At 66.5% G+C, this 18,781-nt stretch carries 17 protein-coding genes; 6 read left to right on the top strand and 11 right to left on the bottom strand.

What is annotated here, in order from left to right:
- Positions 1-91: 91 nt before the first annotated feature.
- Positions 92-2,032: an EAL domain-containing protein gene (locus CR156_RS07390; protein ID WP_100552359.1), complete on the top strand. Its 1,941-nt coding sequence runs from the start codon at positions 92-94 to the stop codon at positions 2,030-2,032.
- A 7-nt stretch (positions 2,033-2,039) separates the two neighbouring features.
- Here the strand turns inward: CR156_RS07390 and CR156_RS07385 are convergent, their stop codons facing one another.
- Entirely contained in the window at positions 2,040-2,699 is a 660-nt protein-coding gene (locus CR156_RS07385) for an O-methyltransferase (RefSeq protein ID WP_100552358.1), read from the bottom strand.
- A gap of 103 nt (positions 2,700-2,802) precedes the next feature.
- Between CR156_RS07385 and CR156_RS07380 the strand changes: the two genes are divergently transcribed.
- Positions 2,803-3,435: a TetR family transcriptional regulator gene (locus CR156_RS07380; RefSeq protein ID WP_100552357.1), complete on the top strand. Its 633-nt coding sequence runs from the start codon at positions 2,803-2,805 to the stop codon at positions 3,433-3,435.
- A 16-nt stretch (positions 3,436-3,451) separates the two neighbouring features.
- Here the strand turns inward: CR156_RS07380 and CR156_RS07375 are convergent, their stop codons facing one another.
- Positions 3,452-4,063, bottom strand: coding sequence for a TetR/AcrR family transcriptional regulator (locus CR156_RS07375; RefSeq protein ID WP_100552356.1), 612 nt, complete (start codon positions 4,061-4,063; stop codon positions 3,452-3,454).
- A gap of 103 nt (positions 4,064-4,166) precedes the next feature.
- On the opposite strand from CR156_RS07375, the gene CR156_RS07370 reads away from it, so the two are divergent.
- A complete protein-coding gene (locus CR156_RS07370) occupies positions 4,167-5,243 on the top strand; it encodes an MBL fold metallo-hydrolase (protein ID WP_100552355.1) in 1,077 nt (358 codons plus the stop codon).
- 21 nt (positions 5,244-5,264) lie between these two features.
- Here the strand turns inward: CR156_RS07370 and CR156_RS07365 are convergent, their stop codons facing one another.
- Both CR156_RS07365 and CR156_RS07360 read right to left on the bottom strand, forming a co-directional pair.
- Complete coding sequence (locus CR156_RS07365; protein WP_100552354.1) at positions 5,265-5,771, bottom strand: helix-turn-helix transcriptional regulator; 507 nt, start codon at positions 5,769-5,771, stop codon at positions 5,265-5,267.
- 104 nt (positions 5,772-5,875) lie between these two features.
- The gene (locus CR156_RS07360) at positions 5,876-6,655 is read right to left on the bottom strand and encodes an NAD(P)H-dependent oxidoreductase (RefSeq protein ID WP_100552353.1); all 780 of its coding nucleotides are present in this window, start codon (positions 6,653-6,655) and stop codon (positions 5,876-5,878) included.
- A gap of 84 nt (positions 6,656-6,739) precedes the next feature.
- On the opposite strand from CR156_RS07360, the gene CR156_RS07355 reads away from it, so the two are divergent.
- The 3 genes from CR156_RS07355 to CR156_RS07345 all read left to right on the top strand — a co-directional run bounded on the left by CR156_RS07355 (position 6,740) and on the right by CR156_RS07345 (position 11,264).
- Positions 6,740-7,636 (top strand): LysR family transcriptional regulator, encoded by an 897-nt coding sequence (locus CR156_RS07355; RefSeq protein WP_100552352.1) that lies wholly within the window; start codon positions 6,740-6,742, stop codon positions 7,634-7,636.
- 114 nt (positions 7,637-7,750) lie between these two features.
- Positions 7,751-10,870: a discoidin domain-containing protein gene (locus CR156_RS07350; RefSeq protein WP_100552351.1), complete on the top strand. Its 3,120-nt coding sequence runs from the start codon at positions 7,751-7,753 to the stop codon at positions 10,868-10,870.
- A 22-nt stretch (positions 10,871-10,892) separates the two neighbouring features.
- Positions 10,893-11,264 carry an Imm1 family immunity protein gene (locus tag CR156_RS07345; RefSeq protein WP_165780975.1) on the top strand — a complete coding sequence of 124 codons (372 nt, stop codon included), beginning with the start codon at positions 10,893-10,895 and terminating at the stop codon, positions 11,262-11,264.
- A gap of 145 nt (positions 11,265-11,409) precedes the next feature.
- Here CR156_RS07345 and CR156_RS07340 read toward each other — a convergent pair whose 3' ends face one another.
- From CR156_RS07340 to CR156_RS07310, 7 genes are read right to left on the bottom strand one after another with little or no spacing between them, the layout of a single operon-like run.
- The gene (locus CR156_RS07340; RefSeq protein ID WP_099821301.1) at positions 11,410-12,384 is read right to left on the bottom strand and encodes an ABC transporter substrate-binding protein; all 975 of its coding nucleotides are present in this window, start codon (positions 12,382-12,384) and stop codon (positions 11,410-11,412) included.
- An 18-nt stretch (positions 12,385-12,402) separates the two neighbouring features.
- The gene (locus CR156_RS23285; RefSeq protein WP_100552349.1) at positions 12,403-14,145 is read right to left on the bottom strand and encodes an amino acid ABC transporter permease/ATP-binding protein; all 1,743 of its coding nucleotides are present in this window, start codon (positions 14,143-14,145) and stop codon (positions 12,403-12,405) included.
- Positions 14,142-14,702, bottom strand: coding sequence for a GNAT family N-acetyltransferase (locus CR156_RS07330; RefSeq protein ID WP_100552348.1), 561 nt, complete (start codon positions 14,700-14,702; stop codon positions 14,142-14,144). Before CR156_RS07330 ends, CR156_RS23285 begins: the two co-directional genes overlap by 4 nt.
- Positions 14,699-15,919 carry a M20 aminoacylase family protein gene (locus CR156_RS07325; RefSeq protein ID WP_100552347.1) on the bottom strand — a complete coding sequence of 407 codons (1,221 nt, stop codon included), beginning with the start codon at positions 15,917-15,919 and terminating at the stop codon, positions 14,699-14,701. Before CR156_RS07325 ends, CR156_RS07330 begins: the two co-directional genes overlap by 4 nt.
- Positions 15,920-15,923: 4 nt before the next feature.
- Positions 15,924-17,267 carry an LLM class flavin-dependent oxidoreductase gene (locus tag CR156_RS07320; protein WP_100552346.1) on the bottom strand — a complete coding sequence of 448 codons (1,344 nt, stop codon included), beginning with the start codon at positions 17,265-17,267 and terminating at the stop codon, positions 15,924-15,926.
- A gap of 16 nt (positions 17,268-17,283) precedes the next feature.
- Positions 17,284-18,261 (bottom strand): LLM class flavin-dependent oxidoreductase, encoded by a 978-nt coding sequence (locus tag CR156_RS07315; protein WP_100552345.1) that lies wholly within the window; start codon positions 18,259-18,261, stop codon positions 17,284-17,286.
- 14 nt (positions 18,262-18,275) lie between these two features.
- Positions 18,276-18,638, bottom strand: a complete 363-nt coding sequence (locus CR156_RS07310) for a DUF3088 family protein (RefSeq protein ID WP_089240600.1) — start codon at positions 18,636-18,638, stop codon at positions 18,276-18,278.
- Positions 18,639-18,781 lie beyond the last annotated feature (143 nt).

The following is an 18,781-nucleotide window of genomic DNA, read 5'->3' as shown; positions in this document are numbered from 1 at the left end:
ACAGGCTGGCAACCCCGGTTTGGCCGCACACGCGGCCGTGGTTTACCCTGCGGCTACTGGCAGTTGGCCGCACACAGGACCGGCTATGGCTATGGATGCGCTATCAAGGGTTTCGACCCGGATCCTGGACAGCGCCCTGCCCAGCCTGCCGCTGTACCTGCTGCAGGCCACCGCAGTGATCGGCATGATCGGCGTGTTCCTGATCGCCACCCGCCGCCAAGGTCAAGCCATCGAAGGGCGCCGCGTCTACATCGGCGCGATTCTTGGCCTGATCTATCTGTTCAACTCCTGGTTCGTGGCCGGCTACGCGCAAGGCGTGGTCAAGCTCAACCTCGGCATCGACATCCTGCTGATCAGCGGCCTGCTGGGCGGCTGGCGGGGCGGCGTCACCTGCCTGCTGGCCAGCCTGCTGGCGCGCTATCAGTTCTCCGGCACCCAGTATTTCCTGCCCGCCGGCCTGGAAGCGGCGCTGCAGGTGCTTGCAGGCATCTGGCTGCGTGGGCGGATGTACCCGCATATGCTCACCCACCTCTCGCTGCGGTTGATCCTGCAGGCCTGGGGGGTGCGCATTGCGGTGACCCTGCTTGGCCTGGCGCTGGGCGTGGCGATCATCGGCAGCGCGCAGCTGCCCTTGCTGGAGCTGGCCACCCAGCGGGTGCTGGCCCTGCCGGTGTCGCTGCTGGTGCTGGCGGCGGTATTCGCACTGGTCTACAACGACGCGCAGATCGATGCCCAGCGCCAACGTGAACATGCCTGGATGCGCATCGATCCGATCAGTGGCCTACCCAACCTGCGCGCCCTCGACGAGCGTCTGCAACGCCACTGGCGCAGCAGCGAAGACCGTGGCAACGCGTGCCTGATCGTGACCGAGATGGGCAACCTGCAGGATCTGCTGCTGCGCTATGGCTCCCTGAATGACAGCGGCCTGTGGAACCCACACACTGCCGAAGCCGTGCGCCGTACCCTGCTGCATGCAAGGCCGGCCGGCACGATGGAGGTCTATCAGTTCGGAGACAACGCGCTGGCGATCCTGCTGTTCGACGCAAGCCTTGCCGATCTCCGCGCGGATGCCGAGCTGCCTGCGTTGGCCGACCGCCTGTCCACGGTGATCGGCGATGACTGGCCGGGCTTCCGCCCGGTGTTCCGCTGTGCGGTGGTCGAGCTGACCCCACCCATGCACGACGACAACTCCATCCCGTTCCGCGCCGTCACCCTGGCCTTGAACACGATCGAATCCGGCGTGGTGTTCTTCGACGATCCCATCCAGCGCGACAGCGAGGTGGATGCACTGATCGAGACCGCGCTTGACCACTGGCTGCGGCACGCCGATGCACCGCTGTATTACCAGCCCAAGTTCCGCCTGCATGACCGCCACCTGGTCGGCGCCGAAGCGCTGTTGCGGATGCGCGATGGCGATGGTCACCTGATTGCGCCGATGCGGGTGGTTTCACTGCTGCGCCGCCGCGGCCGTCTGGCCGAACTGGAATGGGCCACGCTGCAGGCGGCCACCGCCTTCCTTGGCCACTGCCGGGATGACGGGCACACGCTGACGATCGCGGTAAACGTGTCCGCCGAATCGCTGCGCCAACCCGGCTTCGGCGTGCGGCTGTGCACCTTGCTGGAGCAGCAACGCATACCCGGCGCAATGTTGCGGCTGGAGATCGTCGAGTGGACCGAGATCGTCGAGCGCGACGTCGTCGACGCCAACGTCGTGGTTCTATTGGCCGCCGGCATGAGCCTGTCACTGGACGATTTCGGCGCCGGCTACTCGACGCTGATCCTGCTGTCGCAGCTGTCGGTGGCCGAGGTCAAGATCGAACGGGCGCTGATCGCCACGTTGGCCGATGCCAAGTCGCAGTCCATCGTCCGTTTCATCGTGGAGGTGGCGCACCGCTGCGGTGCCATCGTCGTCGCTGAAGGCACCGAAACCACGGCACAGGAACAACTGCTGCGTGCGCTGGGAGTGGATGTCGGCCAGGGCTATCTGTATGCACACGCCCTGCCGCCGGAACAGTTCCGGCAGCTGGCATGAGCGTCTTTCAGGCGAGGCGCATCGACAGTTCGACATCCTCGGCGAACGGGACCGACAGATAGCCGGCGCTGCCCGAGCGCATGCGCTGCTGGTAGCGCGGGCTGTCGTCAGCATTGTCGGCCACCACCAGCGCGCCCGGGCGCAGGCGCTCCTGCAGCAGGTCCAGCACATCGTCGTACAGCACCTTGGCGCCATCGAGCAGCACCAGATCGATGGTATCGGGCAGGTCCACTGCCAGCGTCTCCAGTGCATCGCCTACGCGGATCTCCACCAGGTCGTCCAGGCCTGCTTCACGCAGGTGGCCGGCGGCACGGCGCGCCTTCTCCGGCTCGAATTCGGTGGTGATCAGGCGACCGCCGCCGTTGTCACGCAACGCAGCGGCCAGATGGATGCTGGAGATGCCGAACGACGTACCGAACTCGACGATGGTACGGGCACCGCTGCTGCGCGCCAGCAGGTACAGCAGGCTGCCGGTTTCCGGCGACACCGGCAGCCACAGGTCCTTCAGCAGCTCGCCGTACAGGCGCCGGTATTCGGTACGGCTGCCGAGCAGTCGCTGCCGCTCTTCGGCGGAAACAGCGGTCAAGGCCGGGCTGAGCGCGCTGTCGGCTTCGGTGAACAGGCGCGCCAGGAGGGGCGCAACCGGGGTGGAGATCAGGGTGGACATGGGCGGAGGTTCCTCTCGGTGGCGGAGTTAGAATGCGAATGATTCGTCGCAATCAAGAATACGGACGATCCCCCGTTCCGCCTATTCGCATTGGAAAACCGCCATGTCCGAGCGCCGCCCGCCGCAGATTTCCTCGAGAAAACAGCCTCGCCAGTCACGATCGAACGACCTGGTCGCGGCCATCCTCGAAGCCGCTGCTCAGGTTTTGAAGCATGAAGGCGCCCCTCGGTTCACCACCGCGCGGGTGGCCGAACGCGCCGGCGTCAGCGTCGGTTCGCTGTACCAGTACTTTCCCAACAAGGCAGCAATCCTGTTCCGTCTGCAGCGCGATGAGTGGCAGCAGACCGGCGCGATGCTGCGCGACATCCTGCAGGACACACGGCAACCGCACCTGCAGCGCCTGCGCACGTTGGTGCATGCCTTCATCGTGTCGGAATGCGAGGAAGCGCAGACCCGTGGCGCGTTGAACGATGCCGCGCCGCTGTACCGCGATGCGCCGGAAGCGCAGGAAGCACGCAGCGAGTCCGACGATGCGATGCTCGCGTTCATGGCCGAAGTGCTGCCGCAGGCCTCGGTGGGCACGCGCCAGCTGGCGGTCGATCTGATCGACACCACGCTGGGTGCCACCGGCCGCGAATTCTCCAGTGAACCGCGCACCGCAGCGCAGATGCGCACTTATGCCGATGCGGTGGCCGACATGTTCTGCGCTTACCTCAGGCATCTGGGCGCGCACTGATCGCGCAGGCCGGGCTCTACACCGCGTAGAAGCCGAGGAACATGGCCACCGCCGACTCGGCCACGCGCGTACGTTCGGCTGGTGCCAGCGGCGCCTGGCCCATCGTCACCTGCGGCCAGAACGCGAAGCTCTTCACCAGGCCCTGCAGCTGATGGCCGGCGAACTCCGGATCGACCTCGCGCAGCCGCCCATCGGCAATCGCCGCACGGATCCACGCGCTGACGCCACTCTCCTTCTCGCCCATGCGGCAGACGATCGCCTGCGCACGCTCCGGCGAATGGATGATCTCGGCCATCGCCACCCGCGCCAGATCAATGAAGTTGGCATCGCCCAGCAGGTCCAGTTTCTGCCGCAGCAGCTGCAGCAGCTGCACCTCCAGCGGCTGGTCGGCACGGTACGGCAACTCGACGCTGGCCACGCTGCTGTGCCACAGCTCTTCCAGGATCAGCGCGAACAGTTCTTCCTTGCTCGGGAAGTGGTTGTAGACGGTGCGCTTGGAGACGCCAGCCACCGCCGCGATGCGATCCATGCTGGTCGCCTCGTAGCCGGCCGACCGGAACTCCTCCACCGCCGCGCGGACGATGGCCTCGCGTTTGCGGTCGGTAAGGCGTTGCGGGGAACGGGACATGGCGGGACCAGATAGCTGAACGAACGCACCCATTTTACACCCGCCAGTGTACTTTCCGGAAATCGGAAACTACACTGTGCAGTGTACCCTGCGGACGTCACCCATGAAGCGCCTGCTCCTTGTCCTCCTGCTCGGAATCCTCGCCGTGACCACCTATACCTTCTGCAAATCCTGGTCCCTCCCCGACTTCCCCGATTCGCCGCAGTACCGCGAAGGCAAGTTCCGCAACGCCCTGCCGAAGCCGGCAATGGGCCTGCGCGATGGCCTGGAGATCTGGTGGACCTTCCTGTTCAACAAGCCCAAGGGCACCGTGCCCAACCACCCCATTCCGGTGCAGACGCTGGACCGCGCCACGCTGGACGCAGCGCCTGACCGCAGCCTGTTCCGGCTCGGCCATTCGACGATCCTGCTGAAGCTGCGCGGCCAGTACTGGCTGACCGATCCGGTGTTCTCCGAACGCGCCTCACCGGTGCAATGGATGGGACCGGCGCGCTTCCATGCACCGCCGATCAGCATCGACGAACTGCCGCCGATTGCCGGCGTGATCCTCTCGCACAACCACTACGACCACCTAGACCACGCGGCCGTGATGAAGCTGGCCGGCAAGACCGCGCGCTTCATCGCGCCGCTGGGTGTAGGCGACCAGCTGATTGCCTGGGGCGTGGATGCGGCCAAGGTCGAACAGCTGGACTGGTGGCAGTCCACCGAAGCCGCTGGCCTGCGCCTGACCGCCACGCCCGGCCAGCATTTCTCCGGCCGCGGCCTGGGTGACAGCGATCGCAGCCTGTGGGCCTCGTGGGTGATCCAGGACGGCGACTTCCGCATCTTCTTCAGCGGCGATACCGGCTACTTCGATGGCTTCAAGGCCATCGGCGAGAAGTACGGCCCGTTCGACCTGACGATGATCGAAACCGGCGCCTACGATCAGCGCTGGGCGTTCGTGCACATGCAGCCCGAACAGACCCTGCAGGCGCACCTGGACCTGCGCGGCAAGTGGCTGCTGCCGATCCACAACGGCACCTTCGACCTGGCCCTGCACGAATGGCAGCAGCCGTTCGAACGCATCAGCGCATTGGCTGCGGCGAAGAACGTGCCGGTGGCCACGCCGATGATGGGCGAGGCACTGGACATGCAGGCACCGACCGCGGGAACGCGCTGGTGGGAGCGGGTGGAACTGTAATGGCCTGTCGCGCAGCGACCCTCAGCCGGGATGGCTAACCAGCCGTTCCTGCTCCTTCGCCACATTGATCTGAAGCGCCGCAGCAGCGAGCTCCGCCAGCTCGCTGCTGACCTTCTGGCTGCCGCGCGCCTGCATCCACGAAAGAATATCGGCCAGGTGCCAGATCGACGCGCTGCCTTCGTGCACCGGTGCCGGAAACGTCTGCGGGTGCGCGAGCAGCAACTTGCGCATGTTCTGCCGTGACATGCCCAGCAGATCAGCGAAATCCGTCAGCCCTACCAGATCGGGACTGACTTCGATCAGCTCTGCATCGGGTACGGCACGCTGGACGTCTGCCAGCGCGGAGCGCATCGCCTCAGCGGCACTGCTCGCCTCACGACAGAATTCCAGCGCCAGCCTCGCCACGCTCCCTATGCCCGGCAGTGCATCTCCACATCCAGCATCGAGCAGGCGCCGCTCGAGGACACCTTGATCAATCGAGGTATCAGGCAAGTGGTATCTGAGGGTGAAGTTGAATTCCGTCTTCAATGGACCTGCGTATCCTTGAGTTCACTGAGGGCGGCTACAGCGAGCGCCGCTGGACTGCCTAACCTACAGAATCTCCGTCGCGTTTCCAGAGGCGAATGCGCCACTCACGGTTCGAGGTGAACTCGCAACCCTGCCTCTCCCTCAGCCAACTCCGGCCGCAGCTCCAGCGACGGGATCAGGTAATCACCGCCGTTCTGCCGCCGGTAGGCAATCACCGGATCGCTCGCCAGCCCATCCAGCCGCGCACCCAGACCCTCCAGCACGGCAGGCAGCGACGCGTCATCGATACGACTGCTGCGGTAGATCACATGCGCGGGCAGCACGTCAAAGCCGGGATAGAACAGGATGCCGTGCTGGATCGGGAACAGCACATCGTCGATCGGCCCATTGATGCCGCGCGGACCGTAGTGCGACTCCCAGCCGCCGGTGGTCACCACCAGCATCGCGCGCTTGCCGGACATCGCGCCCTCGCCATAGCGGTCGCCCCAGTGCCGATCGGAATGCTCGCCGACGCCATACGCAAAACCATAGGCGTACACGCGGTCCACCCACCCCTTGAGGATGGCCGGCATCGAGAACCACCACAGCGGAAACTGCAGGATCACCGCGTCGGCCCAGCGCAGTTTTTCCTGTTCGGCAGCGATGTCTGCACTCTGACGGCCGGTCTTGAAGGCTTCGCGAGAATCCAGTGAAGCGTGGAACGGCAGCGAAGGATCCCGCCCGATGTGATCGTCGGCGTCGATCTGCGCCTTCCATTGCATGGCATGCAGATCGGACACCTGCACGGTGTGGCCGGCACGTTGCAGGCGCTCGACCGTGAAGGCCTTCAGGGTGCCGTTGAGCGAAGTGGGTTCGGGGTGGGCGTAGACAAGCAGAACGTTCATGGTGGCACCAAGGAGGGGATGCCGGCCACGTTAGGCGTCGCCGCGCTATAGTTGAAATGAATTCCTGCAATCCCCGGCATTGCCATGGACAATACCCTGCGTCGTATCGACCTCAACCTGCTGGTGACCCTGCAGGCCTTGCTGGAAGAGCAGAACGTCACCCGCGCCGCCGAGCGCCTGCATCTGGCCCAGCCCACCGTCAGCGTGCAGCTGGCGCGCCTGCGAGACCTGTTCGATGATCCACTGCTGCTGCCGGGGCCACGCGGCATGCGTGCCACCGCGCGGGCCGATGCGCTGCGCGAGCCGTTGGCCGAGGCACTGGCCGCAGTGCAGCGCGCGGTCGCGCCGGTACAGGCGTTCGATCCTGCCCAGGCCACGCAGACATGGCGGATCATGGCGTCGGACTTCGGCGAAACCACGATCGTCCTGCCGGCGATGGCCGACCTGCGCCAGCGTGCACCCGGCACCCGCATTGCGGTCGTCAGCCTGGCACCAGCCCAGATGGTGGCGCAGAGCGAACGCGGCGAGATCGATCTCGCGCTCCACATCACCTCCGACGCGCCTCCCTCGCTGCATCATCGCCCGCTGTTCCAGGAGCGCTACGTACTGGCCGGGCGCCGCGATCATCCACGACTCAAGCGGCGGCCGACGCTGAAGCAGTTCTGCGCACTGGACCATGTGATCGTGTCACCGGATGGCGGCGGCTTCCATGGCGGCACCGACAGCGCGTTGGCGCATGCCGGCGCGCGTCGCAACGTGGTGCTGTCGGTGCCGCACTTCCTGTTCCTGCGCAGCGTGCTGCTGCGCACGGATCTGGTGGCGATGATGCCGTCGCGCCTGGTCGCGCAGGATCCGGCCTTGAAGGCGGTTGAAGCACCCCTCGATGTGCCGGGGTTCGAGATGGTGATGCTCTGGCATGAGCGCGTGCATCGCGATCCGGCGCATCGCTGGTTGCGCGAGCGGATCTGTGCGCATTCATGAAACGTCGGGCTGGAGCATGTCCGGGAAATATTGCGACGCGTCATGTAACCGGTTACATCCCTTGCTAGCGTAGGCCCGCCCGTTCCCGGGCCCTGCTGATGTGAGGCCTTCGCAATGACGTTGTGCGCCGACCGCTGGACCGCTCCCTGCCCGCCGAACCGGCGCCTTGCCCTGGCCCTGCTGCTGCCGACCCTCGCACTGGCTGCAGCCGTAAGCGCACAGAACCTGCCACCTCGTGCGCAATGGCAGGCCAGCGCGTCATCGCAGCAGGTTCCGGCGATGGCGATCAGCCACCTGATCGACAACGATCCGAAGACGGTGACCGGTGGCGCGTTCAGTCCCGGCCACTGGTTCCAGATCGATCTCGGCAAACCGGCAATGCTGGCCGGTACCCGCCTCACCTGGGACGTTTCCAACCCCGAAGGCTATTCACTGCAGACCTCCCTCGATGGCAAGCAGTGGCAGACCGCCTACGTCATGGCCGATTCACTGGGCGGTATCGAGACCCTGTACTTTGCACCGCGCCAGGCCCGCTACCTGCGCCTGGCCAGCCCGCAGCGCACCTCCGACTGGGGCGTCTCCATCTTCGAAATGGAACCGCTCGACACCGCGCTCACTGCACGGATAACCGGGCTGGATGCCGCCCAGTCTGCTGCGTTGTGGCAGGGCGGCGGCTCGGTTGCCATCCCCGCTGGCAAGGGCGGCATCCACATGCTCGACATCACCCTGCCCCGTGCGCAGCCGAGCACCGGGCTGGCGGTGGACTGGGCCAACGTGCACGGCGCTGCACGCCTGCAGGCACAGGATGCGAAGGGCCACTGGCACGAACTGGCGCGCGATGCGCAGGCAGCGAGCCGGCAGCAGAGTTGGCTGGCGGCCGACGCCCCGCTCGATCTGCAGGCGCTGCGGCTGACCGTGGAAGGCGATGCACCGCAGATCAAGCGCCTCCGCCTGCTCGGCCCGAAGGCGGTGATGACGCCGATGAAGCGCTACCAGATCGCCGCCAGCGGCGCGCAGCGCGCCTTGTTCCCCGCGTCGCTGCACATGCAGCAGACCTACTGGACCGCGGTGGGTGTGCACGCGGGCCGGCAGAAATCGATCTTCGACGAGTACGGCAACATCGAGGCCTACAAGGGTGCGCCGCTGGTGCAGCCGATCTGGCGCAGTGCCGATGGCCGCGCGGCGGGTGCCGCCGAACACCCCGTGCAGCACGCCCTTCGCGATGGCTGGAAGCCGATGCCATCGGCCACCTGGTCGCCGCAACCGGGGCTGGAACTACGCAGCGAAGCCTTCGCCATCGAGCGCGACGGGCAACCGGTCACCTTCGTGCGCCATCGCCTGCGCAACACCGGCAGCACGGCGATCGAAGGCACGCTGACCCTCGCAGTGCGACCGATGCAGATGAACCCGCCGTGGCAGAACGGCGGGCTGTCGCCGATCCGCGAGGTGGCCGTTGCAGGCAACGCCGTGCGCGTCAATGGCCGCACGCTGCTGCAGTCACTCACTGCGGTGGATGCCGCCGGCGCCGCGCCCTTCGGCAACGAAGGCGACACCGAGATCACGTCGGCCATCGCCAGCGGGCAACTGCCTGCCGCACAGCAGGCAAGCGACGGCGCAGGCCTGGCAGCGGCGGCGTTGAGCTATCGCGTCAGCCTGGCCCCCGGTGCCAGCGATGCGGTGGTGGTGGCCTTCCCACTTGGCACCGCCACCGCCGATGCCAATGGCGTGCTGCCGCAAGCACCGACCCTCGACCTCACATCGTTGCCGCGCGATGGCGACAAGGCCTTCGACACGCTGGCCAGCCGTGCCTCCGCCGATTGGCAGGCACGCCTGGGCCAGGTCGGCCTGCGCCTGCCCGATCCGTCGCTGGTGGACATGCTGCGCGCGCAGGCCGCGTACATGCTGATCAACCAGACCGGCCCGGCGATGCAGCCCGGCCCACGCAACTACAACCGTTCCTTCATCCGCGACGGCATGGCCACCTCGGCCGTGCTGCTGCGCATGGGCGAAGCCAAGGTCGCGCGCGACTACCTGGCCTGGTACAGCGAACATGGCGTGCACGGCAACGGCCTGGTGTCGCCCATCCTCAACGACGATGGCAGCGTCAATACCGGCTTCGGCTCGGACATCGAGTACGACAGCCAAGGCCAGTACGTCACCCTGGTGGCCGACGTCGCACGGCTGGATGGCGGGCCCGAAAGCGTACGTGCCTATCTGCCCAAGGTGAAGGCCGCGCTGCGCTTCCTGCAGGAACTGCGCGAACGCACGCTGGTGCCGGGTTACATGGCCGACCAGCCTGCACCGGAGCGCTTCGCCGGCATTCTTGCGCCGTCGATCAGCCACGAGGGCTACCCCTCGCCCACCCACAGCTACTGGGACGACTACTGGGGTCTGAAGGGCTGGCATGACGGCGCGTGGCTGGCCGAGTCACTGGGCGACCACGAAACCGCGAAGTGGGCGCGCGAACAGTACAAGGCGTTGTATGACGCACTGCATGCGTCGATCCGCGCAACCATGGCATGGAAGGGCATCGACTTCATTCCATCATCGGCCGACCTGGGCGACGGCGACCCGACCGGTGTGTCGATCGCACTCGACCCGACCGGTGCGCAGAGCGTGCTGCCCGCCGAGGCCCTGCGCACCACCTTCGCCCGCTACCTGGACGATGTGCGCAAGCGCAACCAGCCCGGTGCGCTGTATGCCTACACGCCGTATGAAATCCGCAACGTGCTGAGCTACGTGCACCTGGGCCAGCCTGAAGCGGCCGACGAACTGCTGCAGGGCCTGCTGCACGATCGCAGGCCGCTGGAGTGGCAGGTGCTGGCCGAGGTCGTGCATTCGCGGTTGCGTTTCCCACGCTATCTGGGCGACATGCCGCACACCTGGATCGGCGCCGAATACGGCCGCACCCTGTTCGGCATGCTGATGCGCGAGGACGATGATGCGCTGTCGCTGCTGCCGGGCACGCCGCCTTCCTGGGTGGCCGGTGAAGGCCTGGCCGTGGACCGCCTGCCCACTGCCTATGGCACCCTGCAGATGCAGGCGCGCCAACGCGATGGAACGCTGCAGGTCTCGCTCGGCAAGGGACTGCGCAAGGGCAGCCCGGTACGTGTGTGGTGGCCGAGCCGCACCCTGCCGAAGGACGTGCGCGTCGATGGGCGATCGGTACAGAACTTCGACAAGGACGGGGTGCTGCTCGATGGCCCGTTCCGTATGCTTGAGGCACGCTGGTAATGACGCCCCTGCAGGAACCGAAGTGATCGAACTTCTACTCAATGGCGGCCCGGTTGCCGCCACGACCGACGAACAGCTGGCCAGCGCACTGGCGCTGGCCGCATCGATGCCCCAGTTCGAGCTGTGGGCATCGGTGCCCGATGGGCCAACGCTGCGCATGCTGCGCAATGCGGAACACGCGTGGCTGATGTACCTGCACGAGCCGGGCGACGGCGGCTTCCATTCCTGCGGAAACGAACATCGCGCCGGCAACGCCTATTTCCGGCTCGACAACGGCCAGGTGGATGGATATCCGCTGGCATGGTGCATCGACGTCGAAGCGTGCTTTGCCGCGATCAGTTTCTTTCACGGCAATGCAGGCGCCCGTCCGGAACACATTGATTGGCAGTCCTGACCCCGGTAGAGGCCGACCTTGGTCGGCATGTCCCGCCTCGCATTCCGGTGGGTGCCAACCGTTGGTTGGCACGCCCTCCGGTAGAGGCCGACCTTGGTCGGCATGCCTTCCGTCGAGCAAGCTCGACGCCTACCAAGCGGCATCGCTAGAACCCCGGCAGCCCCGGCGGATTGGTCTGCGACTGCGGCACCGCTTCTTCGGCCACGTTCCAGCGTGCCAACACCTTCGCGTAGGTACCGCTGCTGATCTGCGTGTTCAGGGCCTGGGTCACTGCATCGGCCAGACCGCTGCCCTTGCGGGTGGTCACCGAGATCGCCGCCGCATCCGGCCAGCCGCCCGGGAACAGGCCGACCCGGCGCACCTTGCCATCGCGTGCCGAATAGGCACCGGTGGCATTCGGCTCGAACGATACATCCGCGCGACCGGTGATCACCGCCAGCCGCCCGATCACTGCGTCATCGAAGTACTGGTACTCCACCGGTTTCAGGCCCGCGGCGATGTTCTGCTTGTCCCATTGGCGCAGGATCTGGTCCTGGTTGGTGCTGGCGCCCACAACCACTTTCAGCCCGGCCACGTCGGCGGGCGTGGCGATCTTCTGGATCGGTCCATCGGTGCGGGTGTAGATGCCCAGCAGGTCGAAACGGTAGCTGGAGAAATCGAACTTCTTCTTGCGCTCTTCGGTGACCGTCACGTTCGACAGCACCGCATCGTACTTGCCCGATTCCAGCCCCAGCGGCCAGTCGGCCCAGGCCACCGGCACCACCACCAGCTTCAGGCCGAGGCCGTCTGCGATCAATCGTGCGATATCGGGCTCCACGCCCACCACTTCCTTGCTGTCGGCACCGTAGTCGGCCAACGGCAGCTGGCCGGGATGGGTGGCGATGGTGAAGGCACCCGGGGTGACGAAACGGTAGCCGGCCGGAATCAGTGCCTGCGCCTTCGGATCGGGCGTGCCCTTCAGTATCTCCGCGTTGCTGGCTGCCAGCGATGTCGCCGCAACAGGCACGCCATCGGGGCCCTGGCGTACGCGTGAGTAGACGATGCCGGCGATGCCGATGACCAGCACACCGACGATCAACAGGGTGCTGCGTGCGGGACGTCGCTGCGATGCTGGGCTCATGGGGTTTCTCGAAAGGGGTTACAGGGTCTTGGCCAGGAAATCGGCGGTGCGTTGCTGGCGCGGGTTTTCAAACAGCGCGTCCGGCGTGCCCTGCTCGATCACCCGACCCTGGTCCATCATCACCACGTGGTCGGCCACACGCCGGGCGAAGCCCAGTTCGTGGGTGACGATCACCAACGTGGTGCCGGAACTGGCCAGCTCCTCGATCACGCTCAGCACCTCCGACACCAGCTCCGGGTCCAGCGCGGAGGTCGGCTCGTCGAACAGCAGCACCTTCGGCTGCAGCGCCAGCGCGCGGGCAATGGCCACGCGCTGCTGCTGGCCACCGGACAGCTGGCGCGGGAAGGCATCGGCCTTGTCGGCCAACCCCACCCGCTCCAGCAGGGTGCGCGCCTGCTGCTCGGCCTGTGCACGCGAAATGCCGCGCACGGCGATGGGCGCTTCGATGATGTTCTCCAGCGCGGTCATGTGCGGGAACAGGTTGAAGCCCTGGAACACCATGCCGACTTCGGCGCGGCGACGGCGGATCTCGCCTTCCGGCAGCTCGTACAAGGTGTCGCCGTCTCGGCGGTAGCCGATCAGCTGGCCGCCCACCGTTACGAAGCCACTGTCAGCGCGTTCAAGATGATTGATCAGCCGCAGCAGCGTGGACTTGCCGGCACCGGACGGACCGATCAGCACGGTCACGCTGCCCGCCTTCAGTTCCAGGTGCACGTCATCCAGCACCGTCTGCTCGCCGAAGGCCTTGCCCACACCCTGCAATGAAACGGCGGCGCCCGTGCCCGCCTCGATCGGCACGGCAAAAGCCGCTCGGCTGGGTACGCGTGCAATGGCCGGCACCACCGGGCGCGGTGGCGTCGACGGTACCCGCGACACGTTGCGCTCATGCTGCAGCTGGCCACGCGCGAAACGCTGCTCCACCCGCCGCTGCAGCAGCGACAGCACCGTCAGGATCACCAGGTACCAGACCGTGGCCACCATCAGCAGCGGCACCACCTCCAGGTTGCGGCGGTAGATCACCTGCACGGTGTAGAACAGCTCCGGCAGCGCCAGCACATAGACCACCGAGGTGCTCTTGGCCAGCCCGATCACATCGTTGAACGCCGCCGGCAGGATCGAACGCATCGCCTGCGGCAGGATGATGCGGCGCACCTGTCGGCCGCGCGGCAGGCCCAACGCTGCGGCCGCTTCGTACTGGCCGTGGTCGACCGACAGGATGCCGCCACGGATCACCTCCGCCGAGAACGCCGCCTGGTTCAAGGTGAGGCCGAGTACCGCCGCAGTGAACACGCCGATCAACTGCGTGGTCGGGTACGAGAACAGGCTGATGCCGGTGAACGGCACGCCCAGTTCGATGGTGCTGTACAGGTAGCCCAGGTTGTTCAGCAGCAGCAACAGCACCAGCAGCGGAATCGAACGGAACAGCCACACGTAGCCCCACGACACCGCCGACAGCAGCGGTGAGCCGGAGACGCGGGCCAAGGCCAACAGTGTGCCCAGCGCGAAGCCGAGGCCGGTACCGAGCGCGGTCAGCAGCAACGTGCGCCCCAGCCCTGCCAGTATCGGGCGGGCGAAGAACCATTCGGCGAACGTGCCCCAGCCCCAGCGCGGATTGCCCAGCACCGACTGCAGCCCGATCAGGATCAGCGCCAGTGCCAGCACCGTACCGATCACCTGCAGCGGGTGCCGCGCCGGCACGATCTTCAGCGCCGTGGCCGGCTGGCGGGGAATGCCCTCGATAGCGGTGGACGGTGTGCTCATGCCACCGCTCCGTGCAGTGCGATGGCGGGCGCGACGTCCAGCTGCGGCTGCGGCACCAGCTGTTTTTCGAACGGCAGATGCGCGATGGTTTCCGGATCCGCATCCAGATCGAACAGCGCGGTGTAGCCATGACTGAGGTACAGGCCGACCGCCTCCGGCTGGCGGAAGCCGGTGGTCAGGAACACGCGTCGATAGCCCTGCCGCGCAGCCTGGTCTTCCAGTTCCTGCAGTACGCGGCGGGCGATGCCCTGCCGGCGCAGACCGGGCAGCGTCCAGATGCGTTTGAATTCGGCGGTATCCTCATCGCGATGCGGCATGAACGCGCCGCCGGAGATTGCCACGCCGTCGCGCAGCAGCAGCACGAACGCACCCACCGGGGCCGCGAAGGCCTCCGCAGGATAGCGCTGCAGCTCTTCTCGGGCGCTGCCACCAATGCGCCGGCGCACGTCTGCATAGCGGTTGTCGTATTCCTGTTCCAGACCATCAAACAACGGCCGCGCCAGCGGGTCATCCACCGCGGTGTACAGGAAGCGATCGTTGTCGTACCGCACGCTCATGCCACGTCCTCCACCAGGTAGTGCTCGGCCAAACGCGCCCACAGACTGGCCGCGGGGGCGATGGCCGCATCATTGAACACATAGCGCGGGCTGTGCAGCGGCGCGCTGTCGCCGTTACCGACGAACACGAAACTGCCCGGCCGCGCCTGCAGCAGGAAGGCGAAGTCCTCACTGGCGGTACGCGGTGCGAAGGCCTCCACCACCTGCCCGGCGCCGAAGCCCTGCACCGCCACCTCGCGGATGTAAGCCGTCTGCTCCGGATGATTGATTACGCTGGGGAAGCCGCGCGGGAATTCGATCTCGGCACGCGCGCCAAACGCAGCGGCGGTCTGCTCGGCAATGTCGGTGACCCGTCGGCGCAGGGTATCGCGCACCTCCGGCAGGTACGCACGCACGGTCAACTTCAGCTCGACCACATCGGGAATCACGTTGGCGGCCTGCCCACCATGGATCGAACCGACGGTGACCACGCCCATCTGCCGCGGATCGACATTGCGCGACACCACGCTCTGCAGCGCGGTGATGATGTGTGCAGCGGCCAGGATCGGGTCGACGCTGCCCTGCGGCTCGGCGCCGTGGCCACCCTTGCCGATCACCCGCAGCCGCGCCCAGTCCACCGAAGCCATCGCCGGTCCGTCGACGAAGCCGAAGTGCCCTACTGGAACGCCCGGCCAGTTGTGCAGGCCATAGATGGCATCGACCGGGAAGCGCTCGAACAGGCCATCGGCGATCATCTTCGAAGCACCTGACCCGGTTTCCTCGGCCGGCTGGAACACCAGCTGCAACGTGCCATCGAATCGGCCGTGGTGTGCCAGGTAGTGGGCGGCCGAGAGCAGGATGGCGGTGTGGCCATCGTGGCCGCAGGCGTGCATCAGGCCTTCGCGCTGGCTGGCATAGGCCAACCCGGATTCTTCATGGATCGGCAGCGCATCGATGTCGGCGCGCAGGCCCAACCGGCGACTGCCCTGCCCGCGCTGCAGCGTACCGACCACGCCGGTGCCACCGATGCCGGTGCTGACCGCGTAGCCCCATTGCTGCAGCAGTTCCGCCACGCGGGCACTGGTGCGGTGTTCTTCGAAGGCCAGTTCCGGGTGCTGGTGCAGGTCATGGCGGATCGCGATGGCCTCGTCGGCACGTGCCGCGATCTCGGGCAGTACGCCCGTTGCCGGCGAATTCCGCCGGGCATGGCCCGGCGCTACCGAGGTATCTCCGCTCATCGCCTTATCCCACCTTCCGCGCCGGCTCGGCGTCGGTCGCATAACGGCTCGCCTTGCGTGGCAGGCCCAGGTGGTCGCGCAGAGTCTCTCCTTCGAGCTCACTGCGGTGGTAGCCGCGCGCTTCCAGCAAGGGCAGCACAAGGGTCACGAAATCATCCAGGCCTTCGCGCTGCGCAGCGAAGCCGAGGATGAAGCCATCGCTGGCACCGGCGTCGAACCACCGGATCAGCTCATCGGCCACATGCTCCGGCGTGCCGATGAAATTCGGCCGCGGGCTGACCGCCTGCAGTGCCACCTGGCGCAGGCTCAGGCCCTGCTCACGCGCGTCCTGCTTGATGCGGTCGGTGGTGGAGCGGAAGGAATTGGAACCGATATCGCCCAGCTCCGGGAACGGCGCATCCGGGTCGTACTGGCTGAAATCATGGTGGTCGAAGAAGCGGCCGAGATACGCCAGTGCATCGTCCAGCCCGGCCAGCGCGGCAATCGCCTGGTACTTGGCTTCGGCTTCTTCCGCCGTACGGCCAACGATCGGGCCGATGCCCGGGAAGATCTTGACGTCACCGGCACTGCGGCCATGGGCGATCGCCGAGTTCTTCACCTTCTGGGTGAATGCACGGGTCTCCTCCAGCGACGGCGCGTGGGTGAACACCGCATCGGCATACTTGCCTGCCAGCGCAATGCCATCGTCGGACGAACCGGCCTGGAAGATCACCGGCTGCCCCTGCGGCGAGCGCTGGATGTTGAGCGGGCCTTCAACCTGGAAGAAGCGGCCCTTGTGGTCGAGGCGACGGAACTTCTCCGGTGCGAAGAACGTGCCGCTGTCGCGGTCGCGCACGAACGCATCGTCATCCCACGAATCCCACAGGCCCTGCACCACCTCAAGGTACTCATCGGCAATCTGGTAGCGCAGCGCGTGTTCCGGATGCGGGCGGCCGTAGTTGCGGCCCGAACCTTCCAGCGGCGAGGTCACCACGTTCCAGCCGGCACGGCCACCGCTGAGCAGGTCCAGCGAGGCGAACTGGCGGGCTACGGTGAATGGATCGCTGTACGAGGTGGAAAGCGTGCCGGCCAGGCCGATCTTCTTCGTTGCCGTCGCCAGTGCGGACAGCAGCGAGATCGGCTCGAAGCGGTTGAGGAAATGCGGGATCGACTTCTCGTTGATGTACAGGCCGTCAGCAACGAAGCCGAAAGCGATGCCGTTGTCCTCGGCGGTACGCGCGATGTCGATGTAATAGCCCAGGTTGACGCTGGCATCGGGCACGTTGGACGGATGCTTCCAGGCATGCATGTGGCTGCCGGGGCCCTGCAGCATGATGCCGAACGGGATGGGACGCGGGGTCGTGCTCATGGGGTCGCTCCAGCAGTCAGGCCACCGCCGCGCGGGGAGCGGGCGACAGCAGTTCAAGGGACGTCAGGCGTGCGTCGAGGTCGGCCACCGGCGCGTCGAGGATGAATTCACCCACGCCGAAGCGTCGATGCAGCGCATCCAGCTCGCTGCGTACGTGCTGCGCGTCGCCAGAGAGCACGCTGGGGCGTGTTTCTTCGACGCGGAAATCATTGACACCCACCTGCCGTGCGTACTCGGCAGCGGCCTCGGGGCTGGGCAGGTTCACCGTCTGTCCGGGGCCCAGGTGCAGCTTGTAGACCCGCAACGCGCCGATATGGCGCGCAGCGGCCTCGCTGGTGGGCGCGGCGAAGGCCACCGTTGCCAGCAACGGGACGTGCGCGGACACCGTGCGATACGCCTCGAAGGCGGCCTCGATGTGCTTCGGGTCACCGTCGAAATGCGCGGCATACACGAAGCGCCAGCCCAGTTCGGCCGCCTGCCGCGCGCTCTGCGGGCTGGCGCCAAGCAGGAAGCGCTCCGGCGACGTCTGTGGAATCGGCCGCGCCTGCGCATCAGCCTGCGCATCGGACAGATATCCTTCCAGGTCGCGCAGCTGCTGGTCGAAATCGGCGAATGCCGGGCGACCGGCGGCCAATGCGGCAGTCGATGCCGGCAGACCGCCCGGTGCCTTGCCCACGCCCAGATCCACGCGCCCCGGCGCCAGTGCCGCCAGCAGGTTGAAGTTCTCGGCCACCTTGTACGGTGCGTAGTGGCGCAGCATCACCCCGCCACTGCCGATGCGGATGCGCCGGGTCTGCGCCAGCACCCACGCCGCCAGCACTTCCGGTGCCGGGCTGGCCAGCGTCGGCGCCGCGTGGTGCTCGGCAAACCAGTAACGGTGATAGCCCAGCTGCTCGGCGCGCTGCGCCAGTTGAAGGCTGTTGCGCAGCGCCTGTTCCGGCGTGCTGCCGTCGGCCACCGGGCTCTTGTCCAACACGCTGGTGAGGTAGCTCATGGTCACGTCCTCGCTCAGGGATGGGCCACGGGAATGCCGAGCAGGCCATTCAATGCCGCCAGGATCGGTTCGGCACCGGAGATGTACTGGCGCTGCTGGTACTCACCACTTGCGTGTTCATTGACCACACCCTGCGGCAGCACCAGCTTCGGCAGCGACTGGTCCTGCTCGCCGATCTCGGCGATCACCTCGCGGCGCGGCCGGCTGAAACCGATGCGGCGCACATCCAGTTGCGCGTCGAGGCCGTCGATGCTCGACAGCGCACCTTCCAGCAGCAGGCTGTGCCGGCAGAAGAAGCGTTGTCCGGGCAACTGGCCGTCCTCGAACTCGCGGTCCAGCAGGAACAGGATGGGTTTGTGGGTTGCGTCTACAGCCACGGAATCGTCCTCGTAGGGGCCGGCAATGCACTGCCGCTTCGATATCGATGCTAGAGAAGGAAGGCTGCATGCCAGCGCCAGAACTCGACAATCCACGGTCGGATCCGGCCATGCAGATGCAGGTTGGCAATAAGCAGACTGCT

It is taken from the genome of Stenotrophomonas lactitubi, from assembly GCF_002803515.1.
In the GTDB taxonomy this organism is placed as follows: Bacteria; Pseudomonadota; Gammaproteobacteria; order Xanthomonadales; family Xanthomonadaceae; genus Stenotrophomonas; species Stenotrophomonas lactitubi.
The sequence above is the reverse complement of the archived record's forward strand: the minus strand, read 5'-3'. Positions and strand labels throughout refer to the sequence as shown.

What these genes read in the sequence shown, in the direction of transcription:
- CR156_RS07390 (WP_100552359.1), top strand. Translation starts at nt 92, where the DNA reads ATGGATGCGCTATCAAGGGTTTCGACCCGGATCCTGGACAGCGCCCTG.
- CR156_RS07385 (WP_100552358.1), bottom strand. Translation starts at nt 2,699, where the DNA reads ATGTCCACCCTGATCTCCACCCCGGTTGCGCCCCTCCTGGCGCGCCTG.
- CR156_RS07380 (WP_100552357.1), top strand. Translation starts at nt 2,803, where the DNA reads ATGTCCGAGCGCCGCCCGCCGCAGATTTCCTCGAGAAAACAGCCTCGC.
- CR156_RS07375 (WP_100552356.1), bottom strand. Translation starts at nt 4,063, where the DNA reads ATGTCCCGTTCCCCGCAACGCCTTACCGACCGCAAACGCGAGGCCATC.
- CR156_RS07370 (WP_100552355.1), top strand. Translation starts at nt 4,167, where the DNA reads ATGAAGCGCCTGCTCCTTGTCCTCCTGCTCGGAATCCTCGCCGTGACC.
- CR156_RS07360 (WP_100552353.1), bottom strand. Translation starts at nt 6,655, where the DNA reads ATGAACGTTCTGCTTGTCTACGCCCACCCCGAACCCACTTCGCTCAAC.
- CR156_RS07355 (WP_100552352.1), top strand. Translation starts at nt 6,740, where the DNA reads ATGGACAATACCCTGCGTCGTATCGACCTCAACCTGCTGGTGACCCTG.
- CR156_RS07350 (WP_100552351.1), top strand. Translation starts at nt 7,751, where the DNA reads ATGACGTTGTGCGCCGACCGCTGGACCGCTCCCTGCCCGCCGAACCGG.
- CR156_RS07340 (WP_099821301.1), bottom strand. Translation starts at nt 12,384, where the DNA reads ATGAGCCCAGCATCGCAGCGACGTCCCGCACGCAGCACCCTGTTGATC.
- CR156_RS23285 (WP_100552349.1), bottom strand. Translation starts at nt 14,145, where the DNA reads ATGAGCACACCGTCCACCGCTATCGAGGGCATTCCCCGCCAGCCGGCC.
- CR156_RS07330 (WP_100552348.1), bottom strand. Translation starts at nt 14,702, where the DNA reads ATGAGCGTGCGGTACGACAACGATCGCTTCCTGTACACCGCGGTGGAT.
- CR156_RS07325 (WP_100552347.1), bottom strand. Translation starts at nt 15,919, where the DNA reads ATGAGCGGAGATACCTCGGTAGCGCCGGGCCATGCCCGGCGGAATTCG.
- CR156_RS07320 (WP_100552346.1), bottom strand. Translation starts at nt 17,267, where the DNA reads ATGAGCACGACCCCGCGTCCCATCCCGTTCGGCATCATGCTGCAGGGC.
- CR156_RS07315 (WP_100552345.1), bottom strand. Translation starts at nt 18,261, where the DNA reads ATGAGCTACCTCACCAGCGTGTTGGACAAGAGCCCGGTGGCCGACGGC.